This is a genomic window from Paenarthrobacter sp., assembly GCF_031180005.1.
GTDB lineage: Bacteria > Actinomycetota > Actinomycetes > Actinomycetales > Micrococcaceae > Arthrobacter.
The window spans coordinates 43,108-64,944 of the sequence record NZ_JAPSHI010000014.1 but is presented as its reverse complement, the minus strand read 5'-3'; the positions used below and the strand labels follow the sequence as shown (position 1 = coordinate 64,944).

Here is a 21,837-nt window from a genome sequence, read left to right as displayed (position 1 = left end):
CACCGTCCGCAAGTACTCCCGCTTCGCCCGTGGCCTCTCCCACCCAAACGGCGCCCGTCGTCGAGCCTTCACCCCAACCAGGCACCAGCGCACCCGAACCAACAGCCACCGCATCGATCATTCCCGTGGATTCGGAGAACTCCGGACCAGCGGTCTACTACGTGGCAATCGACGACGGCGGCGCCCGCGGCGTGCGGTTCGGCTGTAACGACAGCCTGGTACCTGTCAGGGGCGTTGCCGTGCCCGGAGATCCGTTGTCCGTGGCTCTCGGCCGGCTCTTGGAGGCCGGAATGCCAGTGGACAGCGATGCGGCCCTCTACGACGCATTGGCTGATTCCTCGCTGCGCTACCTCTCCGGTTACATGAGCGGTGCAACGGTGGTGGTTAACCTCAGCGGGTCACTGCGGCCCGGGGGCGTGTGTGACATCCCACGGATCCAGGCACAACTGACGCAGACCATAGTGTCCGCCAGTGGCGCGTCGAGGGCCGAGATCTATGTGAACGGCAGGACCCTGACGGAGGCCCTGAGCGTTCGGTGAGTGCTGATGCGGGGCGCGATGTTCCGTGGGTTCCCCGCTGCCACGTTGCCGAGCCGCTATCCCGTGGTTGCCCCGCAACGGAATAGCGGCTCGACAACGTAATAGCGGGGCGGGCGGGGTTAGGGTCTGGCAGGGCTAGCTTGACGGCTCATGACGTGGCGATGGCCAGCACCCTCCTCAGTGCCCACGCCACACGCAACAGGGCAAGGACTGAGGCGAAAGTCAGCACGAAGACCAGTGCTTCAGGGATCCACAGGCCGGTGACGGCGTCTCCTTCCAGGACCACCGTGACCAAGGCAGCAACCACCAGCAGGCCCAGCCCAGGGATGGCAAAAAGGAAGACTTCGCCGATTTGGCGCCGATGAGTGGCGGACAGTTTCTCCAAGGGGAGTTCCCGTTGACCCGGCGCAGCTTTCTTTCCCAGCACGTTGATCAGCATGGACACACTGGTCAGTGTCAGGCCAGCCGTGGCCCCGGCCAGCGTCGCGAGTGTCTGGAACAGGGTCCGCCGGGCACCGGGGTCCACGCTTTCCAGCATCAGCGGTTGATGCGCAAGCAGCGCGATTCCCAGCCAGATCAGGACGACAAGCGCAGCCCATCCGAAGTCTGCGCTGGGATGCAACAGAAACCAACGCCACAGAGTCCTGCGGCGCCCGGTTCGCTCAACGTCAACCCCGTACAAGCTCATGATCTGCACCGCCTTGGTTCTCCTCGGATGCTTGACCGGCCTTGTCAGCGCTCTCCACGGCCGCCGCCATAGCTGCCCGAACAGTGGCCATTCCGCCCGCAACGATGTCCGGAACCAACGCGGAATCAGCCGAACCCTTGATGTCCGGCAGGGTCTTGGCGAAAAATGCCTCGTTGTCCCTGGCCTGTTTATTGAGGATGGCGATTGCCTCCGTTGTGGATTTTTGGGGATCGTTGAAGACATCCGGATCCACCTCGATGTGCGAGATGAACCGTTCCTTCAGCAGGTCCACCACCTCACGGTCTCCCGTCAGTGAGTCCTTGCCCTCGGCTACCACGTAATCGAAATGCTCCACGGATCCGGACCTGCGGAAAAGATCGATCAGCCGCTGGATCCGGTCCCGAATCCGCTGTTTGTCCTCGGCCTTGCCGGACCTGCCAACGCTCAGGGAGATCCGGAACGTACCCTCCTTCATGAGCCGCGAGGCGCTGTCCAAAACGTCAGCCCATTCACCCTCCATAAGCTTCCCGGACAGACGTTCGGCAGGAAGCGCGAACTCGAAACGGCTTACCTCCAGCCGGGTGAGGATTTCTTCGATGTCCTCGCGCACAACCGGCACCAGGCTTGACTCAAGCCCCAGCATTCCTTCGAGGTACTCGCCCATCCTGGATGCGCGCGGGCCATTGCCACTGGTCAGCACCGCAATGACATTCCGCTTCAGAAAGGCGAAGTAGGTGGTCTCCAACAGATGGTCACCGGGAGCCAACGGCAGGGGCTTACGCCGCCCGAGGGCGTCGCCGACGCTCGGTAGATTGGTGTCCCGCACCCGGTCCAAGAGCAGCACCGGATGCGGTGAAGATGCCGCCGCTTGGGCGAGTAACACAGTCCCGTCCACGCTGGTGAAGTGCCGGTCTATCCCGGAATCCTGGGCCTTCTTCAGCACCTCGGCAACACGGCGCGCTGGAAATGGTCGGTTGAGCTCGTCACCGTTCAGCTGCTCGATCCGCCAGAACTGTACACTGCGCCGTGCCATGGATGCTCCCCTCGTTTTCCATGACCCACGCTATCGGCGAGGTCTGACATTAAAGCCGGGTACCGCCGTCGTGCCCTAACCTGCGGGCAAGTACGGCGTTCAAAGGCTGTATTTGGGTCCTGGTTCAAACAGGGAGTCCATTTCGTCGTGGCTGCGTGTTCCGGCCAGCCCCGCCCAATTGCCGTCGCCAAGGATTTCCTTCGCCACCCGCGCCACCTTGGCATAGGCCGCTTTGGCCGTGTTGCCGCCAATGCTGACGCGACGAACCCCTGCATCGTGGAGTTCAAGGGGCGACGGCGCGCCAACCCCGGCCAACGCGTTGAGCGGTGCAGGAATCCTGTTGGCCAGCTCATGGAGGACATGTAGATCCACGACGCCCGGCACGAAGATTCCGTCCGCACCCGCAGTGAGGTAGGCCTCGGCACGCCGCAAAGTTTCGTCATAGGCGCTGTCCGCGAACTGGCCGGACAGGTAGGTGTCGGTACGGGCATTGATGAACAGGGGTATTCCACGATCGTCGGCAACTGCGCGGATCAAGGCGATCCGGCGCGACTGTTCGTCGATGTCCGCGAGCGGCTCGGTAGCGGAATCCTCAATGTTGATCCCCACAGCCCCCTCGTCCAAAACGGCATGGACAGTGGCACGAAGTTCATCGTCAGTGCGCCCGTAGCCCGTCTCAATGTCTGCCGAGACCGGCAACCGGGTTGCACGCGCCACGCGACCAAGCGCAGCCATTGCCAAGCCCCACGGCACGTGGTCGCCGTCCCGGAATCCCAAGCTCCAGGAGACGGCCGAGCTTGAGGTGGCAATCGCCGTAGCACCCGCTTCCTCAACAACCCGGGCGGAAGCCGCATCCCACACGTTCACGAGCACAAGAGGCGTTGGCCCTGCGTCGTGAAGTTTATGGAAGTGTTCTGCTTTGGTCACGGATCCCCGGTGCGCTGTCATAGCTACATTCCAGCCCTTCGCGATCGCTGCGTAAAGGACAGCCTGCGAAAATGAAAAGCACCGAAAACAACTGTTGCCTCATTAGCAACAACGAGGAGTATCCTGTCACTGTGACCCACGAAACATTGGATGCCGGCGCAACGTTGCCCGCTGAAGCCATCGACGCCATTGAGCGGGCCGCCACGGCCGCTCACCCGCACGAGGAATTGTTCTCCGCGCGGGCCGCCAATATCAAACAGTCCGCTGTCCGGGACGTCTTCGACATCTCGATGCAGCCAGGCCTTGTCTCCCTTGCCGGCGGAAACCCGTACCTGCAGTCGCTACCTCTCGAGAAGCTTGGCCAAACCGCGGCCCGCATCATCGCCGAAGAGGGTATGACCGCGCTGCAGTATGGCGGCGGCCAAGGCACGGAAGAACTACGCGAGCAGATCTGCACCATCATGGCCGCCGAGGGGATCACCGACGCCCGTCCCGAGAACGTGGTCATCACCGCTGGATCGCAGTCCGCGCAGGATGTTGCCACCAAGGTCTTCTGCAACCCGGGCGACGTTGTCCTGGTGGAGAACCCCACCTACGTAGGCGCCCTGAACACGTTTGAGGCGTACCAAGTCCAGGTAGAACCTGTGGAAATGGACGACGACGGGTTGGTACCCGAACTTCTTGAGGCCAGGATCGCGGCGCTCCAGTCCGAGGGCAAAAACATCAAGTTCCTCTACACGATCCCTAACTTCAACAACCCTTCCGGCATCACGCTGGCGGCGGAACGCAGGCAGCAAATCGTCGACATATGCCGTGGTGCGAATATTATTGTCCTCGAGGATAATCCCTACGGGCTTCTAAGGTTCGATGGCCACCCGATCGCCCCGATGCGAGCCACCAACCCTGATGACGTCATCTATCTGGGCTCGTTCTCCAAAATCTTTGCCCCCGGACTCCGTATCGGCTGGGCTCTGGTTCCCGCGCACTTGCAGCGTCGTTTCTACCTCGCCTCCGAGGCGGTGACCCTCTGCCCGCCTCCGCTGAACCAAATGCTCGTCTCGGCATACCTCCGTGAGTACGACTGGGAAGGGCAGATCGAAACCTACCGGGCACTCTACGCGGAACGCTGCCGGGCCCTGTTGTCCGCACTCGACGAGTACATGCCGGCAGGCCTCACGTGGACACGCCCGGACGGCGGCTTCTTCGTTTGGGTCACGCTGCCCGAGGGCGTGGATACTTATCCCCTGCTTGGAAAGGCAATTGACGCGGGGGTTGTCTTCATCCCGGGTGCTGCCTTCTCCCCTGCTGACGGACCCTCCAACAAGCTCCGTCTCGCTTTCAGCGCCGTACCGCCGGATACGATAGCCGAAGGTGTCCGCCGCTTGGCCCCTGTCCTGGCGGATGCCATTGAAGCTACCAATGAAGGAGCACCACAATGACCGGAGTTGTGATCGTCGGAGTAGACGGCAGCGAGACCGCAATGAGGGCAGCACAGGCCGCCCAGCAGTTGGCGATCGGCCTCGGAGCCAGCCTTCGCGTAGTCAGTGCCTTCGACAGCAACCGGACAGAGGTGGTTGAGATCGGCACCGACAAGTGGATCGTCTCCGACGCCGCCGAAGCTGAAGCTGTGGCTCGTGCAGTTGCGGAGCGCCTGACAGATGACCGCCTCGAGGTTACGTACTCCGCTGCCCGCGGCAAACCGGGTGAAGCATTGGTCAAGGAGGCTGAAGTGCACGATGCCCGCTTGATCGTGGTGGGCAACCGTCGCATGCAGGGGCTGGGTCGCGTGCTTGGAAGCGTAGCCAACACCGTTGCGCACACCGCGCCCTGCGACGTCTACATCGCCAAAACCGACCAGCCATAACGCGAGCTGAATCACGCCGCCGGGTGGGGAGCCTCACCCGGCATTTGGCGTCTTTTGGGCCAGCCCCCTGAAGTCATCGTTATAAAATCGAGATGCCCGCAATGGCGCGTGCCACCTCCACTTACTGACTTCAGGGGATCATTTACTTGCTTACTTTGCAGCCGCGCCAGCGCGTAGGACACGATATTCTTCTTGCCCGCCACGGCAACCACATCAGCACCATGCGCTACGACCGAACCAACGATTGCATCATCGCCATGCTCGACGACGGCTCATGGGACAGCGCCCCTAACATGATCGCCCCCAGCCTTGAGATGCCCGAGACGTTGGCCAGCGTCTTCCGCAAGGATTGGCGCTTCCTTTCCGTGGCATGTGTTGCCATGGTCACCGTAGCCGCCGTCGCCATGGGCATCAGTGTGGAGATGGCAAACCACATGTCGACGACGGAGCTCCAGGCGCTGCTGGTCAGTTACCCGGCGTTCTAGCTCCTAGAGCATCCACACCCGCAGCAGCCACCATAGGCCTGCGATCACAAGGCCTCCAAATAGCGAACCTGCAATAACCTGAGCAAGGGTGTGGGCGCGCAATACCAATCGCGACCAGCCAACCGCCGGAACGAGGAGCAACAAGGGAAGCCACTCCGGTCCGAACATCATCACGGAAATAACGGAGGCCGCCGCAAGAGCCGACGCATGCCCGCTCATTTTCCAGAACGCACTGACTACGGCCAGTACCCCGATTCCTCCGATGAGCGCGATGACCATCACCGTAACGCTCACCGGACCACTGAGCAGATGCAGCATGAGCAAACCAACCAGCACTGAGCCCAGCGTCATCAGAAGCAACGCGGGCCGCTGGCGTCGGTCGCTGACATGATGATCAGTGATCCTGCCCAGCTTCACCATCACCAGCACGTAGGCCAGCGGCAGGACACAGACGAACATGGCCGCGATAAACCCGAACCACATGGTCCCCGGGAACCCGGGTTCAATGGCAGGGCTAGTCAGCAGGAGGACCAGAACAACAACGGGTGGCTGGAAAACTTCCGTAAGCACCCGGGCAACCGTGCGCCATGGTCCCGTCAACAACTGAGGGGGCACATGACCTGATTCCTCAGTTATCGTCTCCGTGCCAGAGCCAGCGCTTGTGTCGGCTTGCTCGTCAGTCAAGCAGCAGCGCCGGTTCTTCGAGAATGGATGCGACGTCCGCCATGAAGCGCGCGGACAAATCCCCGTCCACCACGCGGTGGTCGAAGGAACCACCGAGTGTTGTAATCCAGCGCGGAATGACTTCGCCGTCCAGGACCCACGGCTTCTGCTTAATGGTTCCGAAGGCAAGGATGGCTACTTCACCCGGGTTGATAATAGGAGTTCCGGTATCAATGCCGAGCGCGCCGATGTTGGTGATGGTCAGGCTTCCACCCTGCATCTCAGCCGGCTGCGTCTTCCCTGCCCGTGCCTTGGTTGCCAACTCGTTGAGCGCAAGGGCCAGTTCCTTGAGTGAAAGGTCCTGGGCGTCCTTGATGTTGGGCACCATGAGGCCGCGCGGAGTTGCGGCCGCGATGCCAAGGTTCATGTAGTGCTTCACCAGGATCTCCGCGCCACCCTTACCGTCAGCGTCGTCCACCCAGGTTGCGTTGACGCTGGGGTTCCGGGCGGCGGCCCAGATCACTGCCTTTGCAAGGATGAGCAGCGGTGAGACCTTAATGCCTTCAAAGTCGCGGGAGACCTTTAGCCGCTTGACAAACTCCATGGTGCGGCTGGCGTCCACGTCGACGAAAATACTGACGTGGGGAGCCGAGAAAGCTGAATCAACCATGGCCTTGGCGGTCGCCTTACGAACCCCCTTGACGGGCATCCGTTCCACTCGCTGATCCTGCGGCTTCTTCGAGGCACCCCAGAAACTATCCGCTTGGTCATGCTCGGCGTCGCGCTGGGCTTGGTAGCTCACCAGATCCTCGCGGGTCACTTCACCGCGTTCCCCAGTAGCCACGACGTCAGCGAGATCGATGCCCAGATCGCGGGCAAACTTGCGGACGGGAGGCTTGGCCAGGACCTTGTTGACCAGGCCACTAATGGTTCCGCTGATGGCTGCACCGCGGGAAGCCGCCGCCTGCAGCGCTTGGGGTCCCGGCGTGACGGACTGCGTCGTCCGGTGTGAAACCGGCGATTCGGCTGCTTTGGCTTCCACCACCGCTTGGTGGTCCTGAACGGTACCTTCGGCGTTCTCGGCGACTGCAGCTGCCTCAACCACGGCACCGGACGGGCGTTTGCGTGCACGACGCTTCACGGCGTCGGCCTTGGGCCCTGAACCCACCAGCGGACCGCCGGACGGGCGGTTGTCGTCAGTGTCGTCGTCGGCAGGAAGCTTGCCATAAAGGGGCATCTCGACGGCGGGTACCTCCGGGGCCGCAGGCGTCACCGGCGCTGCATCACCTTCCTGGCCTTCCGAAACAGCGATGATCGCCGTGCCGACTTCAACCGTGATGCCTTCCTCAACCAACAGCTCCGTGACAGTGCCCGCAAAAGGCGAAGGGAGCTCGACGAGGGACTTGGCGGTCTCGATCTCGCACAAGACGTCGTTGATGGCTACGACGTCACCGGGCTTGACCTTCCAAGCCACTACCTCGGCCTCGGTCAGGCCTTCGCCAACGTCAGGCAGATTGAATTTCTTTACAGTCACAGTGGTCCTCGATTTCCGGTCACCCGGAAGCGAAGCCGGGCTGGATCAGGGCGGTTAGTAGGACGGTTTAGTAGGACAAGGAGCGGTCGAGCGCCTCAAGGATCTTGTCGATGTCCGGCAAGTAGTCCTCTTCCACCTTGGCCACGGGGTACGGCATATGGAACCCGCCAACGCGAATGACGGGTGCCTCCAAATGCAGGAATGCCCGCTCGCTGATGCGCGCGGCGATCTCGCCGCCGATGCCACCAAAGGTGGGGGCTTCATGGGCTACGATCAGGCGGCCCGTCTTCTTGACCGATGCTTCCACAGTGTCAAAGTCCAAAGGCGAGATGGAACGGAGGTCGATGACTTCAACGCTCCGTCCGTCCTCAGTGGCAGCATTGGCGGCCGCCAATGCAACCGGCACCAGCGGGCCATAGGCCACGATGGTGGCGTCCGTTCCTTCACGGACAACGTGCGCTTTGAAGGGGTCCTCGGAAAGACCTGCATTCTCGACGTCCACTTCACCCTTTAGCCAGTAACGGCGCTTGGGTTCGAAGAAGATGACAGGGTCCTGGCACTCGATGGCCTTTTGGATCATCCAGTAGGCGTCATGGGCGTTGGAAGGGGAGATGATGCGCAGGCCCGCAGTGTGGGCGAACAGCGCTTCGGGCGACTCTGAGTGATGCTCGATGGACCCGATGCCGCCGCCGTACGGAATGCGAATGACCACGGGAACGGTGAGCTTGCCGAGGCTGCGGGAGTGGATTTTGGCCAGCTGGGTGGTGATCTGGTTGAAGGCAGGGTAAACGAAGCCGTCGAACTGGATTTCGCACACTGGTGAGTATCCGCGAAGCGCCAGGCCTATGGCGGTTCCGACGATGCCGGACTCAGCCAAGGGGGTGTCCACGACGCGTTCGTCGCCGAACTCCTTGATGAGCCCGTCCGTGACGCGGTAAACACCGCCCAGATGTCCGATGTCCTCGCCCATCAGCAAGGACTTGGGGTTGTTCGTCAGCGATGCCCGCAGACCCTCATTGATGGCCTTCGCAATGGTCATTGTTGCCATCAGTTAGCAGCCTCCTGGTCGCTCTCGAAGCCGGCAGAGTATTCCTCGAACCAGGCCAGTTCCTCCGCGATCAGCGGGTGTTGTTCGGCGTAGACACTGGCAAAGGCTTCGCGGATATCCGGGACCTCAAGGCCATGCGTTGTGCTGCGGACGTACTTGGCGAGCTCATCGCCGTCGGCCTTGACCTGGTCGAAGAAAGCTTCATCCGCCAGCCCTTCGGCGCGTAGGTACTTCTCCAGGCGGTCCAACGGATCTTTCTCACGCCATGCAGCTTCTTCGGCGGATTCCCGATACTTGGTGGGGTCGTCGGCAGTGGTGTGTGCGCCCACCCGGTAGGTGTAGGCCTCAATGAGCACAGGGCCCCGGCCCTCACGAGCATGCTCGAGTGCCCATTCAGTGACGGCATGGACGGCGATGACATCGTTGCCGTCCACCCGGAGTCCCGGGAAACCATAGCCTTTGGCGCGGTTAGCCAGTGGAACCTTCGTCTGGACTTCAGTAGGCACGGAAATAGCCCAGTGGTTGTTCTGGCAGAAGAAAACAACCGGGGCGTTGTACGACGCCGCAAAGACCATCGACTCATGGACGTCGCCTTCGGAGCTGGCGCCGTCACCGAAGTAAGCGATGACTGCAGCCTTGGGGTCGGTGGAGTCTGAGGCCGCTGCGAACTTCTGGTCCCTTTGGATGCCCATGGCATAGCCAACAGCGTGAAGCGTCTGGGCCGCGAGCACCAATGTATAGAGGTGGAAATTGTTCTCCCGCGGATCCCAGCCGCCGTTGGACACGCCGCGGAACTGCTTGAGCAGCTCGGAGAGGTCTACATTGCGGACCAGCGCAACGCCGTGTTCGCGGTAGGTGGGGAAGATGTAGTCCTGGGACTGGCTCGCGTGGCCCGAACCAATCTGTGCGGCCTCCTGGCCAGTCAGCGGCACCCACAAGGCAAGCTCGCCTTGGCGCTGCAGTGCGGTGGCCTCCTGGTCAAAGCGACGGATCCTCGCCATGTCCGTGTAGAAAACACGGAGCTTTTCCGGATCGATCCGCTTGGCGTAGTCCGAAAAAACAGGATCGGATCCGAGTTTCCCGTCGGGCCCGAGCAACTGCACCATTTCCACTGGTTCGCCTGGTGCGGCTGCTGCCGCGGTGGTTGCCGCGAGACTTTCTTCCGTCCCGGGGGGCAGTTGTGTCGAGCCCATTCCGTCTCCTTGCTTGCCGTGGCGAGGCGCCGGGCAATGTCTGTCGCTGGGATATATGCCCGTTCCGGAATGCATTCCGGAACGGGCATATGTTTTGGCTTTCGTCCCTTACTTTATCGGCAGTAAGTAGCGATGGCGCATTTGTTAACCGCTAGGAACCTTGCGGAGCCTTTGTATAACCTGCACAGAGATCCAAGAACCGGGTGTTGGCTTCCACCTCGCCGATGCTCACCCGAACACCTTCATTCCCAAAGGCACGAACAGACAGGGCCTGCTCTGCCGCCAAAGCAGCAAAATCCCCGCTGTGCTGCCCGAGATTCAACCAAACGAAGTTGCCTTGAGCCTCGGGAACGAACCAGCCCAGTCCTCTCAGGCCGGCCGTCACTCGATCCCGTTCATCCACCAGGCTTTGTACCCTTTCCACAACCTGATCGAAATTCTCGAGTGAAGTAACAGCGGCACGTTCTGCAATTTGGGAAACGGCAAAAGGAGTGGCTGTCACCCGGAGATGTTGGGTAAGCAAAGGACCGGAGACACTGTAGCCAACGCGCAGGCCAGCCAGGCCGTGGGCTTTCGAGAAAGTCCTGAGCACCACCACATTGGGGTATTTGCTGTAGAGCTTGATGCCGTCCACAGCCTCCGCATCCCGCACGAATTCCTGGTAGGCCTCATCGATGACCACCACAACATTGGGCGGCACGGCTTGGAGGAACCGTTCCGTTTCCTCAGCAGTGAGGATCGGCCCGGTGGGGTTATTGGGCGTGCACAGGAGAATCACTTTGGTGCGTACGGTGACCGCGGCAGCCATGGTCTCGAGGTCGTGGCGTCCGTCTGACAGCAGGGGGATTTGCACACTGGCTGCCCCTGCGAGCCCCACGCATATGGGGTAGGCCTCGAAAGAACGCCAGGCGTAAATCACTTCGTCCTGCTTGCCGTCATCATTCTGGCCGGCGAACGTGGCCAAGATCTGGTTCAGTGCCCCAAGGCTTCCGGCGCCGGTGACGACATCGTCAGCGGGAACATCCAAGAAGCCGGCCAAAGCGTTCCGTAGCTTTGTGGCCAGGGGATCCGGGTATCGATTGATGTCGGTCTGGTCCGCAATTGCCTGCAACACTGCAGGAATCGGAGGCAGAGGATTTTCGTTGGACGACAATTTGTAGCTGGTAAGCCCCTCAATCGCAGCAGGGGGTTTTCCAGCCGCATACTTGGGGAGCCTGTCTACGACCGGACGAGGGAGTACGCCCTCCGGTACGTTGTCAGTAGTAGTCATGGCTTCAAGCCTACTTGCCGATCCACGGCTGACGCCGAGCTCTTTAACAGGCGCGTGTGAAAGCATGGGTCAATGGGTTCATTCATCATTCGTGTCCTGATCAACGGGCTTGCCCTGTGGGTTGCAACCTGGCTCCTGCAAGGCATGGACATCTCCACAAGTGCCACAGAGTCGGCCGCAGCCAACGCAGGACTGACGCAGGGGGCAGACACCGCCGGCATCATTCTGGCGTATCTGTTCATCGGCCTGATCTTTGGAGTGGTGAACGCCTTTGTCCGTCCGCTGGTCAGGCTGTTGTCCCTCCCTGTGACCATCCTGACGCTTGGCTTGTTCACCATCGTGATCAACGCAGCAATGCTGTATCTGACGGCTTGGCTAAGCACCTTCACGCCCGTGCACCTCACTATCGATTCCTTCTTCTGGACAGCCATCCTGGCGTCGATCATCATCAGCATCATCTCCATGGTGGCGGGCCTGATTCCGGGGGCCAGGAAGCGCTAGCACCCCTTGGCGCTCGTCGCCTCCTTCTTCAGGGCCTTACCTTGTTCCGGCTCCAGCCCTCGTATCCGGAAGGCGGTGGCGCCGCGGGACGGATCACCGATGCTTGAACCTGCATCGGCGCTCTTTCCAGCTTGAACCGCGTCACCTTGGCAACCCCGCCAGCCCCGACAACACCCGCAAATGCGGCAGTCGATGCTGCGAGTGACTCGTCACGGCTTGCTTCAACCAGTTCCGCTCCGGCAGCGTAGTTTTCCTGATCGTGCCCGGGGCCGATGCCCGGATCTTCCCCTTCGGGTGTCTTGACCTCATTGGTCAGTGTGACCGTCACCCTGTCCCTATTATCGGCGTTGACTCGGCCGTCTGTTCCTGGAACCCAGTCTTGGACGTGTTCCAGATGGAGCGAATTGATGCCGGGCTCAGCCGAGATGCTGCCGACGGGCGCCCCGGCCGTCAGCACATACTTGAGATCGAATTCGCTGAGAAACGCCTTGTCCCGGCTGAGGTTCATGGCGTGGATACCTCCCTGGCTGTGTCCCACTGCCACTACTTGATCGCCCGCCTCAGCCCCGGCTTCACGGAGTGCCGCGCCAACAGCCGGGACAACTTCTTCGGAGCCGTAACCCAGTGCTTCGCCAATTCCTTGAATGTCGAAAGGATTGGTAGGGGGTGAATCAGGCTGGGTTCCAGGGATCAGCACCATCCATGAAGCAGAGCCGTTGTTGTCAAAGCGAATCACTTCAATTTCTCCGCTGTTGCGGGCGTGGAGCCTCTCGAGACGACGGAGGCTTTCCGCCATGGACGGATCCACGTCCGCCACCGATTCGTCCACTCTTTCAACACTCACGGGTCTTGGCCGCAGGTCCGGACGGAGAGGCGATTCAAGGACGCCGCGAGCGACGCCCCCTGAACTCGTCCAATAAGGAAAAACTGCACCCGCCAAGTAATTGCTCATGTCCCGCGTCGGCGGCCAGGCCAATTTCATCTCGTCAAAGGTCGGGAGTCGCGGGAGGGCGTTCTTGGCCTCCGCTTCCACGTAATCCCTATGGCTGGCCCGCACGCTTCCACTGACCTCTAACAATTCCTGACGAACCCTTCCCACTTCCTTCCGGCTTTCGGCCACAGCGTTGATGGCGTTACAGCCGGTGTCATAGGAATCGTAGAGAAAGGGTTCCAGGCAGTCTTGAACCCGACGCGCTTCCTCTTCGATGTCCACGAGCTGTTGGACCAAGTCGTCCAGCTTGCCCGCACCCCTCAGGAGCTCCTCAAGCTGAAAAGACATTCCTCCCACCCCTCCCCTGATACTGAGGATCCCGTCACTGACGGGGCGAGAGGTTTGCGGTGCTGAGCCGGCCCCGGCGGGAGCCGCATCTGCCATTACGGACCCCGTTCGCCGGAGACGGAGACGTTTTGAGAATGTCGAAGAACGATGGCAACGGAGGCTTCCACCGACTCACGTGCACGCATCAGCGCTGAAGCATGCAGAGCAAGGGTGGTCCGGTAAGCCCGTCCCGCGGGAGAAAGCCAGTCATCCACCTGCGCTCTCCGTAGGGACGTGAGAACCAAGTCCACTTGGTCTACGCACGCTTGCATCCGCCAAGCGAGCCTTTGGACTTCGTGGCTTCGGGAGGCACACTCCAAGGGATCAAAAGTGGGCAGGTTGGGTGCAGGCATCAAGCCGACGCTCATTGTCTGTGTACTCCGTTGATTGTTCTGCTGATCGGTAGAGTCGACGCTACGCAGCGGCCGAACCCAACGGAAGTGCCGCCGTCGGCTATGTGGATAACCTGATTAGCCGTCCACATAGGCTCGTCATCGGCTCCCGACCCCTACGTCGAGCATGAAAGAATAGGCGACATGGCTGAATCCACCCGCGTGTCCCTCGCTTCCGAACCCCTCGCCCTTGGCGCCCTTGACGGCCGCTACCGTGCCGCCGTCGCGCCCCTCGTTGACTACTTGTCAGAGGCCGCGCTTAACCGCGATCGCGTTCACGTCGAAGTTGAATGGCTCATCCACCTGACCAGCCAGTCCGTGTTGCCCGGCGCGGAGCCGCTGTCCGACGAGCAGGTGGCCCAGCTGCGTGCCATCGTTAACGACTTCGATGCCGCCTCGGTCAATGAGCTCGCGGAGATCGAAGCCGTCACCGTCCACGACGTCAAGGCTGTTGAGTACTACATCGGCCGCCGGCTGCCGGCCATTGGCATCGAGAACCTCACCGCCATGGTGCATTTCGGATGCACGTCCGAGGACATCAACAACCTCTCCTACGCTGTGGGTATCAAGGGCGCGGTGGAGAACGTGTGGCTGCCCAACGCCACCGCCCTCGTGAAGCAGATCGAAGCCATGGCCGAAGCAAACCGCTCCGTGCCCATGCTGTCCCGCACCCACGGACAGCCTGCAACGCCCACCACGCTGGGCAAGGAGCTTGCTGTCATCGCTCACCGCTTGAACCGGCAGCTGGCGCGCATTGCAAAGACTGAGTACCTGGGCAAGATCAACGGCGCCACCGGCACCTACGCGGCGCACGTCGCTTCAGTTCCGAGTGCTGACTGGGAAGCTGTCGCCAAGACGTTCGTGGAAGGCTTGGGCCTTACCTGGAACCCGCTCACCACGCAGATCGAAAGCCACGACTGGCAGGCGGAGCTTTACGCTGACATCGCACGCTTCAACCGCATCCTGCACAACGTCTGCACGGACATCTGGAGCTACATCTCCATCGGTTACTTCCGCCAGATCCCGGTTGCCGGGGCAACGGGCTCCTCCACGATGCCGCACAAGGTCAACCCGATCCGCTTCGAGAACGCCGAAGCCAACCTGGAAATTTCCAACGGCCTCCTGGACACACTGGGCGCCACACTTGTTACCTCCCGCTGGCAGCGCGACCTCACGGACTCCTCCTCACAGCGGAACATCGGCGTTGCCTTCGGCCACTCGCTGCTCGCGATCTCCAACGTAGCCAAGGGTCTGAAGGCCCTGGACGTCGCAGAGGAAGTCCTCGCCGGCGACCTCAACACCAACTGGGAAGTCCTGGGTGAAGCCATCCAGATGGTCATGCGCGCCGAAGCCATCGCCGGCGTCGAAGGCATGGAAAACCCTTACGAACGCCTCAAGGACCTGACCCGCGGCCAGCGCGTGGACGGCGCCCGCATGCAGGAATTCGTTCAGGGTCTGGGCCTCTCCTCCGACGCCGAGGCACGCCTGCTTGCCCTGACCCCGGGTAAGTACACGGGCATCGCTGACAAACTGGTGGACCACCTGCGGTAAGGACCACTTGCAGTAATGCAGAACGCTCGACGACGGCGGGCCGGGGTTGGGTGCCTCGGTCCGCCGTCGGCGTTTAAGCTGGTGCACAGACTCGCGTTCCCTCACCCAGAATCCCGGAACAGTTACCAACGTAAGGAGCGGAGCACGCATGAAGCTCCTGTTGATCAGGCACGGACAGACACCCGGCAACGTCGCAGGCCAGTTGGACACAGCTTTCCCGGGGCCGGGGCTCACCGAGCTCGGCGAACGACAAGCGGCCGCACTGCCTGAAGCCTTGGCTGACGAAGCCATTGAAGCCCTTTACACCTCGACGTTACTGCGCACCCACAAGACCGCCGCGCCTCTGGCGAAGGCCACCGCATTGGAGCCGACAATTCTGGACGGCGTCCATGAAATTGAGGCCGGGGCGCTGGAGAAGAAGACCGACCACGAATCCCACCTTCGCTACATGAGTACAGTCTTCGCCTGGACAGACGGTGACTTGGATGTGCGCATGCCCGGAGCGTTCAGCGGGCACGACTTCTTCACCAGGTTTGATGCTTCGGTACGGGAAGTTGCCGAAGCTGGACACTCCACAGCAGCCATCGTGAGCCACGGTGCCGCAATCCGCTGCTGGGCAGGACGCAGGGCAGCGGACATAGATACGGTGTTCGCCGAAACCCATCAACTCCCTAACACCGGGATCGTGGCTTTGGAAGGCGACCCCGAAGGCGGATGGCGGATGCTGCATTGGGACCAGATCCCGGTTGGAGGCATGGCGCTGGCAGACCAAACCGCCGAGGACCCCACGGGCGAGGCCCTTCAGCCCTGATCCGTTTGGCTCCTTCAGGGACATTGCGCGATTCAGGGACGTTGCGCGATTCAGGGAAGTTGCGGGGTCCGCTTTGCGTCCCAAACCTACTCGGGAGGGCGCAGAGCAGGCCTCACAACGGGAGAAGGCCTGCATTTCTCCCGACGCTTACGCGCAGGAAACACCGCGGTAACCACAGTTCCCTAGACTTAAGACGCATAAACACCTCCCCGAAACCCGGCGAAATGAGGCAAGATGCAGACCAACCCACGGCTCAACATCCGGCAGGTAACTTGGGCGAACCCCGTGGGCGCAGACCTCCGCGCCGCACAGCAGGCGGAACTCGATGCGAGGTTCGGAACCAAGGATCACGAGCCCGGTCCCCCGCCCTCCGAGGCCGACACTGCCGTGTTTGTTGTGGCCTACGAGAAGTGCTCCGGCCAACCTCTCGGCTGCGGCGGCCTAAGAATGTTGGATGAGAAGACCGCCGAGATCAAGCGGCTTTACGTGGTCCCCTACGCCCGGGGTTCGGGAGTGGCGAGTTCCATCCTCGCAGCGCTCGAGGCGCAGGCTCATTCCCATGGATTCAGCGTGATCGCAGCTGAGGCAGGGTCGGCCCAGTCGGATGGACGGAGTTTCTATGAAAGTGCGGGCTTTGCCGCCGTACCAAATTTCGGCCCGTACATCGGTGCCAGTGAATCGTATTGCTATTCCAAGCGGATCGACTCTCACAGCGCCTCGCACACAGCGATGGCCTAGGTCACTGGTGCAATATCCAGCGAAGGTTGCGCCGGTTCGATAATCTCGGATTATGGAAAAAGCAGACATCACCTTTCGTACCCGCAAATGGGTGCGGCCCGAGGACCTTAACGCCAACGGCACACTCTTTGGTGGCAGCCTGCTGAAGTGGATCGATGAAGAGGCCGCGATCTATGCCATCCTCCAATTGGGCAACGGTCGCGCCGTCACCAAGTACATCTCCGAGATCAATTTTGTGAGCTCGGCCGTCCAGGGCGACCTCGTGGAAATGGGCCTGACGGCGAAGCGCTTCGGACGGACGTCCCTGACCATGCGGGCCGAGGTCCGCAATATGATCACCCGGGAGGCGATCCTTACCATCGAGGAAATCGTCTTCGTTAACCTCGGCGCAGACGGCCGCCCCCAGCCGCACGGTTACACGGAGATCACGTACGATCGCGACCGCATTCCCACGCACCACCTCACGGAAACCCTGGACGAGGACTGAACCACCCGGCGTCGCGCATTCCTGCAGGTTGGCGGCGTGTAACCAGCCCGCCAACCAGACAGGAACTTTGGGCAAACCCTGCGAACTACCGTTGAACCCGCCCGAGCGGCAGGGTAGAACGGATAAATGACCAACGACGTGAACTCTTGGATGGATCAGTACGTACGTGCGTGGAACTCGAATGAGCCCGAAGATATCCGCGCCCTGTTTACCGAAGATGCACTCTATTCCGATCGGCCGAACACTGAAAAACAATGGAACGGACACGACGAGATCGTCAAAGCCTGGGCAGACGCCGGCGACAAGCCCGAGGACTGGACTTTCGAATGGACGCTCCTGGGCCAGGATGGTGACACCGCCTTCGTCCAAGGTCTCACCACGTACCTGAACGGCGAGCCCACGTATGACAACCTCTGGGTTATCCGGTTCGCGGAGGACGGCCGGGCGCGGGAATTCACGGAGTGGTACATGGCCCGCAAGAAGTCAACGTCCAGCTAGCGCCGCAGCAGGCTCAGTAGCTTTCACGCTCTGCTGTTTCAGACACTGGAATGAACGTTGTCGCGAAGCCCTCCGAAGCACGGGCCAGCACAGCGACATCGGCGCCTACCAGCACAAAGGAGGCACCGGCGTCGAGATATGCGCGGGCAGTTGCCTCATTGAAGGCGTTCACGCCAGCCGGTTTCCCGGCGGCCTTCGCGGCTGCCAGGCAGTGCTCGACGACGGCCCTCACCAAGGGATTCTCCTGCTGTCCCAGCAGGCCCATGGAAGCCGCGAGGTCAGAGGGGCCCAGGAAGATGCCGTCAACGCCGTCGACGGCAAGGATCTCCTCAACGGCGGACGCCGCGGCCTCGGACTCGATCTGGACGGTGAGGCTGATCGATTCGGAAGCCACAGCCAGGTAGTCCGGGACACGGTTCCAGCGCGATGCCCGGGCCAGTGCCGAACCAACTCCGCGGACACCATGCGGTGGATAACGAACAGCGGCTACGGCGGCAGCGGCTTCGAAGGCCGAGTTCACCATGGGAATCAGCAGGTTCTGCACGCCGAGGTCCAAATACTGCTTGATGACCACGGTGTCGTTCACGGGAGGCCGAACCATGACCTGGAGCGGATAGCCGCTGACCGCATGAAGCTGCGCCACAATGGATTCCAACCCGTTGGGGCTGTGCTCGGCATCGATCAGCAGCCAGTCCAAACCCGAGCCGGCACAGATCTCGGCCACCAGCGGACTACCGGAACACACCCACATTCCGGCCAGCGGTCGGCCAGCATCAGAAAGGGCCGAGTAGAAGGTGGGGCTTAGTCGAAGTTGCATGTCACGACTCCCAACGGTCCGTAGTCCGCGTGCACGGTATCACCTTTGTACACCCATAAGGGGCGTGTAAACGAGCCCGCGAGGATGATATCTCCAGCTTTCATTGAGTCTCCGTGTGCAGCGATTTTGTTCGCCAGCCAATGGACTCCGTTGGCTGGGTGGTCGAGCACTCCGGCGGCCACTCCGGTCTCCTCGACGGTCTGGTTTTTGTACAGAATGGCGGACACCCAGCGGAGGTCGACGGCGTCCGGACGCACCGGGCGGCCACCTACCACCATGGCACCCATCGCGGCGTTGTCCGAGATGGTGTCCACGATGGTCCGGCCCTCCATTTCAATCCGGGAGTCCAGGATTTCGAGGGCCGGAACCACGTAGTCGGTAGCGTTGAGGACGTCGAAAATGGTGCAGCCTGGCCCCTTGAGACCTGATTTAAGCACGAATGCCAGCTCCACCTCCACCCGGGGATGGGTGTACTTGTCCCACTCCACGGAGCAGCCCGTTTCGAGGACCATGTCATCGAAAATGGCACCGTAGTCCGGCTCAGTGATGCCCGTGGCAGCCTGCATGGCCTTGGACGTGAGGCCGATCTTCCGCCCCACCAACGAGCGCCCGGCTTCCTCGTTCCGCTGTCTCCACAACTGCTGCACGGCGTAAGAGTCCTCCACCGTCATGTCCGGGAAGCGGGCGGTGAGGCGGGGTACCGGCTTGCGGTTTCGTCCGGCCTCGAGCAATTCGTCGGCTATGGCTTCGATCGTCTTCGCGTCCAGCATGGTTTTAGACCTGTGCTCCCAGTTTGAAGCCTTCGGCGGTCTCGCCGGTGGTGTTGTCGGGGCGGGTGTAGGAGAAGCCGTCGGCGCCGACGGTGACGGCCATTTCGGATTTGTCTTCGCGTTCAATGATTGGTTGCGGGTTGCCGTCGAGGTCCAGGACCAGGGAGGCTTCGGTGTACCAGGACGGGACCACGGGGTTGCCCCACCAGTCGCGGCGTTGGTTGTCGTGGACGTCCCAGGTGACGGTGGGGTTGTCCGGGTCGCCGGTGTAGTAGTCCTGGGTGTAGATCTCCACGCGGTGGCCGTCCGGGTCCAGGATGTAGAGGTAGAACGCGTTGGAGACACCGTGCCGTCCGGGGCCGCGTTCAATGCGGTCGGAAATGCGCAGGGCACCCATTTTGTCGCAGATCTGGATGATGTTGTGTTTCTCGTGGGTGGAGAAGGCGATGTGGTGCAGGCGGGGTCCGTTGCCGCCGGTCAGGGCGGTGTCGTGCACGGTCTGCTTGCGGTGCATCCACGCGGCGTACGTGACGCCGTCGGAATCCTTGATGTCTTCGGAGACGCGGAAGCCGAGGTCTTCGAGGTATTTGCGGCCGCGCGGGACGTCCGGGGTCACCTGGTTGAAGTGGTCCAGGCGGACCAGTTCACCGGCGGAGTAGAGGTCGTAGCGCTGGGTCAGGCGCTCGACGTGCTCTACGTCGTAGAAGAACTCGTAGGGGAAGCCCAGCGGATCCTCCACGCGGACGGAGTCGCCCACGCCCTTGGTGAAGCCTTCCTTGCGTCGCTCCACCCGGCAGCCGAGTTCGCGGTAGTAGGCCTCGGCTGCGTCTACTTCGGCCGGGGACTTCACCCGGTAGGCGAAGGCTGCGGCTGCGGCGACCGGTCCCTTGCGGAGGACCAGGTTGTGGTGGATGAACTCCTCGAAGGAGCGCAGGTAGATGGTGTTCTCGTCTTCTTCGGTGACGTGCAGGCCCAGGAGGTCCACGTAGAACGCACGGGATTTGGCCAGGTCAGTGACCACGAGTTCGAGGTAGGCGCAGCGGACGATGTCCGGTGCCGGAACGGTCGGGGTGGGGATGGGGCCGGTGAAGGGGTTGCTCATGGGATTCTCTCTTCGTTGAAAGGGGTCGGTGGGGAGTCTGTTTAGCCCTCGTTGGCAGCAGAAGCGTCGATGCTGCCGAATTTGGGGGTATGAACAGAGCCGAGGGTGATGTGAACGGCCTGCTGGTCGGTGTAGAAATCGATGGAACGGTAGCCGCCCTCATGGCCCAGGCCTGAGGCCTTGACCCCACCGAACGGGGTGCGGAGGTCGCGGACGTTGTGGCTGTTGAGCCACACCATGCCGGCCTCGACGTTCTGGGAGAAGTTGTGGGCCCGGGTCAGGTTCTGCGTCCAGATGTAGGCCGCCAGGCCGTACTTGGTGTTGTTGGCCAAGGCGAGGGCTTCGTCGTCGTTCTCGAAGGGCGTGATGGCCACGACGGGACCGAAGATTTCCTCCTGGAAGATCCGTGCGTCAGGTGCGACGTCGGCAAACACCGTGGGTGCGATGTAGTTGCCTTCGGGCAGGTGCTCGGGTCGGCCGCCGCCGGCCAGGAGACGGCCTTCAGACTTGCCGATCTCCACGTACGATGCCACCTTGTCGTAGTGCTCCGGGTGAACCAGCGCGCCGACTTGGGTCTTGGGATCGTGGGGATCGCCCACCACGATGTTCTTGGCCCGGGCGGCGTACTTTTCGCAGAATTCGTCGTAGATGGCCCGCTCCACCAGGATGCGGGAGCCGGCCGTGCAGCGTTCGCCGTTGAGCGAGAACACCCCGAACAGTGCCGAATCAATCGCGGCGTCCAAATCGGCGTCGGCGAACACGACGCACGGGGACTTGCCGCCAAGCTCCATGGACAGGCCCTTGAGGTTGGCTGCCGCGTTGCGGAAGATGGTCTGGCCCGTGGTGGTCTCTCCGGTGAAGGAGATCAGCGGCACGTCCGGGTGCTTCACCAGGGCGTCGCCAGCTTCTTCGCCCAGGCCATTGACCAGGTTGAACACTCCGTCGGGCAGGCCGGCGTCCTTGAAGATCTGCGCCCAGAGAGACGCGGACAACGGTGTGAACTCGGCCGGCTTCAGGACCACGGTGTTACCGGTGGCCAAAGCCGGGGCGAGCTTCCAGGACTCCAGCATGAACGGGGTGTTCCACGGGGTGATGAGGCCTGCGACGCCGATTGGCTTGCGGTTCACGTAATTGATCTGCGAACCCGGGACCTTCATGGCGTCGTCGAATTGGGCAACGATCAAGTCTGCAAAGAAGCGGAAGTTCTCGGCAGCGCGGAGGGCCTGGCCCTTGGCCTGGGTGATCGGCAGGCCGGTGTCGAAAGTTTCGAGCTCAGCGAGCCGGGCTTCCTGCGCCTCAACTGCATCGGCGATCTTGTTCAGCACCCGGGCGCGTTCGCGCGGCTTCATCTTCGGCCACGGACCATTGACGAATGCTTCGCGGGCAGCGGCGACGGCGAGGTCGATGTCTTCCTTCTGACCGGCCGCAGCGGTGGCGTAGTTGCCGTTGGATACCGGTTCCAGGACGTTGAAGGTCTTACCTGAAATGGAGTCGACGAACTCGCCGTTGATGTAGTGCTGGATGTGGGACGGCAGGTTCTCGGGGATGTAGTGCTTGGCGGTCTCTACTGAGGTCGTCATCGTTGAAGTCCTAACTAGCGATCAGTGG

At 61.7% G+C, this 21,837-nt stretch carries 23 protein-coding genes; 10 read left to right on the top strand and 13 right to left on the bottom strand.

Annotated elements, in window-relative coordinates; translation table 11 throughout:
• Positions 1 to 29: 29 nt before the first annotated feature.
• Positions 30 to 539 carry a GerMN domain-containing protein gene (locus RIF72_RS11965; protein ID WP_309075103.1) on the top strand — a complete coding sequence of 170 codons (510 nt, stop codon included), beginning with the start codon at positions 30 to 32 and terminating at the stop codon, positions 537 to 539.
• A gap of 148 nt (positions 540 to 687) precedes the next feature.
• On the opposite strand, the gene RIF72_RS11960 is transcribed toward RIF72_RS11965, so the two are convergent.
• The 3 genes from RIF72_RS11960 to RIF72_RS11950 form a co-directional block, all read right to left on the bottom strand.
• Positions 688 to 1,227, bottom strand: a complete 540-nt coding sequence (locus RIF72_RS11960) for a hypothetical protein (RefSeq protein WP_309075102.1) — start codon at positions 1,225 to 1,227, stop codon at positions 688 to 690.
• Complete coding sequence (locus RIF72_RS11955; RefSeq protein WP_309075101.1) at positions 1,208 to 2,260, bottom strand: hypothetical protein; 1,053 nt, start codon at positions 2,258 to 2,260, stop codon at positions 1,208 to 1,210. Before RIF72_RS11955 ends, RIF72_RS11960 begins: the two co-directional genes overlap by 20 nt.
• Before the next feature lie 99 nt (positions 2,261 to 2,359).
• The gene (locus RIF72_RS11950; protein WP_309075100.1) at positions 2,360 to 3,208 is read right to left on the bottom strand and encodes an isocitrate lyase/phosphoenolpyruvate mutase family protein; all 849 of its coding nucleotides are present in this window, start codon (positions 3,206 to 3,208) and stop codon (positions 2,360 to 2,362) included.
• A 110-nt stretch (positions 3,209 to 3,318) separates the two neighbouring features.
• Between RIF72_RS11950 and RIF72_RS11945 the strand changes: the two genes are divergently transcribed.
• The 3 genes from RIF72_RS11945 to RIF72_RS11935 all read left to right on the top strand — a co-directional run bounded on the left by RIF72_RS11945 (position 3,319) and on the right by RIF72_RS11935 (position 5,536).
• Complete coding sequence (locus RIF72_RS11945; RefSeq protein WP_309075099.1) at positions 3,319 to 4,626, top strand: PLP-dependent aminotransferase family protein; 1,308 nt, start codon at positions 3,319 to 3,321, stop codon at positions 4,624 to 4,626.
• Positions 4,623 to 5,051 (top strand): universal stress protein, encoded by a 429-nt coding sequence (locus tag RIF72_RS11940; RefSeq protein WP_309075098.1) that lies wholly within the window; start codon positions 4,623 to 4,625, stop codon positions 5,049 to 5,051. Before RIF72_RS11945 ends, RIF72_RS11940 begins: the two co-directional genes overlap by 4 nt.
• 146 nt (positions 5,052 to 5,197) lie before the next feature.
• Positions 5,198 to 5,536 carry a hypothetical protein gene (locus tag RIF72_RS11935; RefSeq protein WP_309075097.1) on the top strand — a complete coding sequence of 113 codons (339 nt, stop codon included), beginning with the start codon at positions 5,198 to 5,200 and terminating at the stop codon, positions 5,534 to 5,536.
• Positions 5,537 to 5,539: 3 nt separating this feature from the next.
• On the opposite strand, the gene RIF72_RS11930 is transcribed toward RIF72_RS11935, so the two are convergent.
• From RIF72_RS11930 to RIF72_RS11910, 5 genes are all read right to left on the bottom strand, one after another.
• The gene (locus tag RIF72_RS11930; protein WP_309075150.1) at positions 5,540 to 6,136 is read right to left on the bottom strand and encodes a phosphatase PAP2 family protein; all 597 of its coding nucleotides are present in this window, start codon (positions 6,134 to 6,136) and stop codon (positions 5,540 to 5,542) included.
• A gap of 76 nt (positions 6,137 to 6,212) precedes the next feature.
• Positions 6,213 to 7,733 (bottom strand): dihydrolipoamide acetyltransferase family protein, encoded by a 1,521-nt coding sequence (locus RIF72_RS11925; RefSeq protein WP_309075096.1) that lies wholly within the window; start codon positions 7,731 to 7,733, stop codon positions 6,213 to 6,215.
• Between the two features lie 67 nt (positions 7,734 to 7,800).
• Entirely contained in the window at positions 7,801 to 8,781 is a 981-nt protein-coding gene (locus tag RIF72_RS11920; protein WP_017198817.1) for an alpha-ketoacid dehydrogenase subunit beta, read from the bottom strand.
• Positions 8,781 to 9,974, bottom strand: a complete 1,194-nt coding sequence (gene pdhA, locus RIF72_RS11915; RefSeq protein WP_309075095.1) for a pyruvate dehydrogenase (acetyl-transferring) E1 component subunit alpha — start codon at positions 9,972 to 9,974, stop codon at positions 8,781 to 8,783. The genes RIF72_RS11920 and pdhA overlap by 1 nt, the downstream gene beginning before the upstream one ends.
• A 151-nt stretch (positions 9,975 to 10,125) precedes the next feature.
• Positions 10,126 to 11,310, bottom strand: a complete 1,185-nt coding sequence (locus RIF72_RS11910; protein ID WP_375164219.1) for a histidinol-phosphate transaminase — start codon at positions 11,308 to 11,310, stop codon at positions 10,126 to 10,128.
• Positions 11,311 to 11,316: 6 nt separating this feature from the next.
• Here RIF72_RS11910 and RIF72_RS11905 point away from each other — a divergent pair, with 6 nt between their 5' ends.
• Complete coding sequence (locus RIF72_RS11905) at positions 11,317 to 11,745, top strand: phage holin family protein (RefSeq protein WP_017198820.1); 429 nt, start codon at positions 11,317 to 11,319, stop codon at positions 11,743 to 11,745.
• A 28-nt stretch (positions 11,746 to 11,773) separates the two neighbouring features.
• On the opposite strand, the gene RIF72_RS11900 is transcribed toward RIF72_RS11905, so the two are convergent.
• A complete protein-coding gene (locus RIF72_RS11900; protein ID WP_309075093.1) occupies positions 11,774 to 13,024 on the bottom strand; it encodes a hypothetical protein in 1,251 nt (416 codons plus the stop codon).
• Between the two features lie 575 nt (positions 13,025 to 13,599).
• On the opposite strand from RIF72_RS11900, the gene purB reads away from it, so the two are divergent.
• From purB to RIF72_RS11875, 5 genes are all read left to right on the top strand, one after another.
• Positions 13,600 to 15,006, top strand: a complete 1,407-nt coding sequence (gene purB, locus RIF72_RS11895) for an adenylosuccinate lyase (protein WP_309075092.1) — start codon at positions 13,600 to 13,602, stop codon at positions 15,004 to 15,006.
• Positions 15,007 to 15,154: 148 nt separating this feature from the next.
• Complete coding sequence (locus RIF72_RS11890) at positions 15,155 to 15,817, top strand: histidine phosphatase family protein (RefSeq protein ID WP_309075091.1); 663 nt, start codon at positions 15,155 to 15,157, stop codon at positions 15,815 to 15,817.
• Between the two features lie 234 nt (positions 15,818 to 16,051).
• On the top strand, positions 16,052 to 16,555 hold the full coding sequence (locus RIF72_RS11885; protein ID WP_309075090.1) for a GNAT family N-acetyltransferase: 504 nt from the start codon (positions 16,052 to 16,054) through the stop codon (positions 16,553 to 16,555).
• A gap of 52 nt (positions 16,556 to 16,607) precedes the next feature.
• Positions 16,608 to 17,042: an acyl-CoA thioesterase gene (locus RIF72_RS11880; protein ID WP_017198826.1), complete on the top strand. Its 435-nt coding sequence runs from the start codon at positions 16,608 to 16,610 to the stop codon at positions 17,040 to 17,042.
• A 126-nt stretch (positions 17,043 to 17,168) separates the two neighbouring features.
• Positions 17,169 to 17,540, top strand: coding sequence for a nuclear transport factor 2 family protein (locus RIF72_RS11875; RefSeq protein WP_309075089.1), 372 nt, complete (start codon positions 17,169 to 17,171; stop codon positions 17,538 to 17,540).
• 13 nt (positions 17,541 to 17,553) lie between these two features.
• Here the strand turns inward: RIF72_RS11875 and RIF72_RS11870 are convergent, their stop codons facing one another.
• Genes RIF72_RS11870 through hpaE form a run of 4 tightly spaced genes read right to left on the bottom strand, consistent with a single transcriptional unit; the run spans position 17,554 to position 21,809 of the window.
• Complete coding sequence (locus tag RIF72_RS11870; protein ID WP_309075088.1) at positions 17,554 to 18,357, bottom strand: HpcH/HpaI aldolase/citrate lyase family protein; 804 nt, start codon at positions 18,355 to 18,357, stop codon at positions 17,554 to 17,556.
• Positions 18,342 to 19,127, bottom strand: a complete 786-nt coding sequence (gene hpaH, locus RIF72_RS11865; RefSeq protein WP_309075087.1) for a 2-oxo-hept-4-ene-1,7-dioate hydratase — start codon at positions 19,125 to 19,127, stop codon at positions 18,342 to 18,344. The genes RIF72_RS11870 and hpaH overlap by 16 nt, the downstream gene beginning before the upstream one ends.
• A gap of 4 nt (positions 19,128 to 19,131) precedes the next feature.
• Positions 19,132 to 20,229, bottom strand: coding sequence for a 3,4-dihydroxyphenylacetate 2,3-dioxygenase (hpaD, locus tag RIF72_RS11860; protein ID WP_309075086.1), 1,098 nt, complete (start codon positions 20,227 to 20,229; stop codon positions 19,132 to 19,134).
• A gap of 41 nt (positions 20,230 to 20,270) precedes the next feature.
• On the bottom strand, positions 20,271 to 21,809 hold the full coding sequence (gene hpaE, locus RIF72_RS11855) for a 5-carboxymethyl-2-hydroxymuconate semialdehyde dehydrogenase (protein ID WP_309075085.1): 1,539 nt from the start codon (positions 21,807 to 21,809) through the stop codon (positions 20,271 to 20,273).
• Positions 21,810 to 21,837 lie beyond the last annotated feature (28 nt).

Excerpts from the sequence above, each read along its gene's own strand:
- RIF72_RS11960 (WP_309075102.1), bottom strand. The coding sequence starts at position 1,227 with ATGAGCTTGTACGGGGTTGACGTTGAGCGAACCGGGCGCCGCAGGACT.
- RIF72_RS11955 (WP_309075101.1), bottom strand. The coding sequence starts at position 2,260 with ATGGCACGGCGCAGTGTACAGTTCTGGCGGATCGAGCAGCTGAACGGT.
- RIF72_RS11950 (WP_309075100.1), bottom strand. The coding sequence starts at position 3,208 with ATGACAGCGCACCGGGGATCCGTGACCAAAGCAGAACACTTCCATAAA.
- RIF72_RS11940 (WP_309075098.1), top strand. The coding sequence starts at position 4,623 with ATGACCGGAGTTGTGATCGTCGGAGTAGACGGCAGCGAGACCGCAATG.
- RIF72_RS11920 (WP_017198817.1), bottom strand. The coding sequence starts at position 8,781 with ATGGCAACAATGACCATTGCGAAGGCCATCAATGAGGGTCTGCGGGCA.
- pdhA (WP_309075095.1), bottom strand. The coding sequence starts at position 9,974 with ATGGGCTCGACACAACTGCCCCCCGGGACGGAAGAAAGTCTCGCGGCA.
- RIF72_RS11910 (WP_375164219.1), bottom strand. The coding sequence starts at position 11,310 with ATGCTTTCACACGCGCCTGTTAAAGAGCTCGGCGTCAGCCGTGGATCG.
- RIF72_RS11905 (WP_017198820.1), top strand. The coding sequence starts at position 11,317 with ATGGGTTCATTCATCATTCGTGTCCTGATCAACGGGCTTGCCCTGTGG.
- RIF72_RS11900 (WP_309075093.1), bottom strand. The coding sequence starts at position 13,024 with ATGTCTTTTCAGCTTGAGGAGCTCCTGAGGGGTGCGGGCAAGCTGGAC.
- purB (WP_309075092.1), top strand. The coding sequence starts at position 13,600 with ATGGCTGAATCCACCCGCGTGTCCCTCGCTTCCGAACCCCTCGCCCTT.
- RIF72_RS11890 (WP_309075091.1), top strand. The coding sequence starts at position 15,155 with ATGAAGCTCCTGTTGATCAGGCACGGACAGACACCCGGCAACGTCGCA.
- RIF72_RS11885 (WP_309075090.1), top strand. The coding sequence starts at position 16,052 with ATGCAGACCAACCCACGGCTCAACATCCGGCAGGTAACTTGGGCGAAC.
- RIF72_RS11880 (WP_017198826.1), top strand. The coding sequence starts at position 16,608 with ATGGAAAAAGCAGACATCACCTTTCGTACCCGCAAATGGGTGCGGCCC.
- RIF72_RS11875 (WP_309075089.1), top strand. The coding sequence starts at position 17,169 with ATGACCAACGACGTGAACTCTTGGATGGATCAGTACGTACGTGCGTGG.
- RIF72_RS11870 (WP_309075088.1), bottom strand. The coding sequence starts at position 18,357 with ATGCAACTTCGACTAAGCCCCACCTTCTACTCGGCCCTTTCTGATGCT.
- hpaH (WP_309075087.1), bottom strand. The coding sequence starts at position 19,127 with ATGCTGGACGCGAAGACGATCGAAGCCATAGCCGACGAATTGCTCGAG.
- hpaD (WP_309075086.1), bottom strand. The coding sequence starts at position 20,229 with ATGAGCAACCCCTTCACCGGCCCCATCCCCACCCCGACCGTTCCGGCA.
- hpaE (WP_309075085.1), bottom strand. The coding sequence starts at position 21,809 with ATGACGACCTCAGTAGAGACCGCCAAGCACTACATCCCCGAGAACCTG.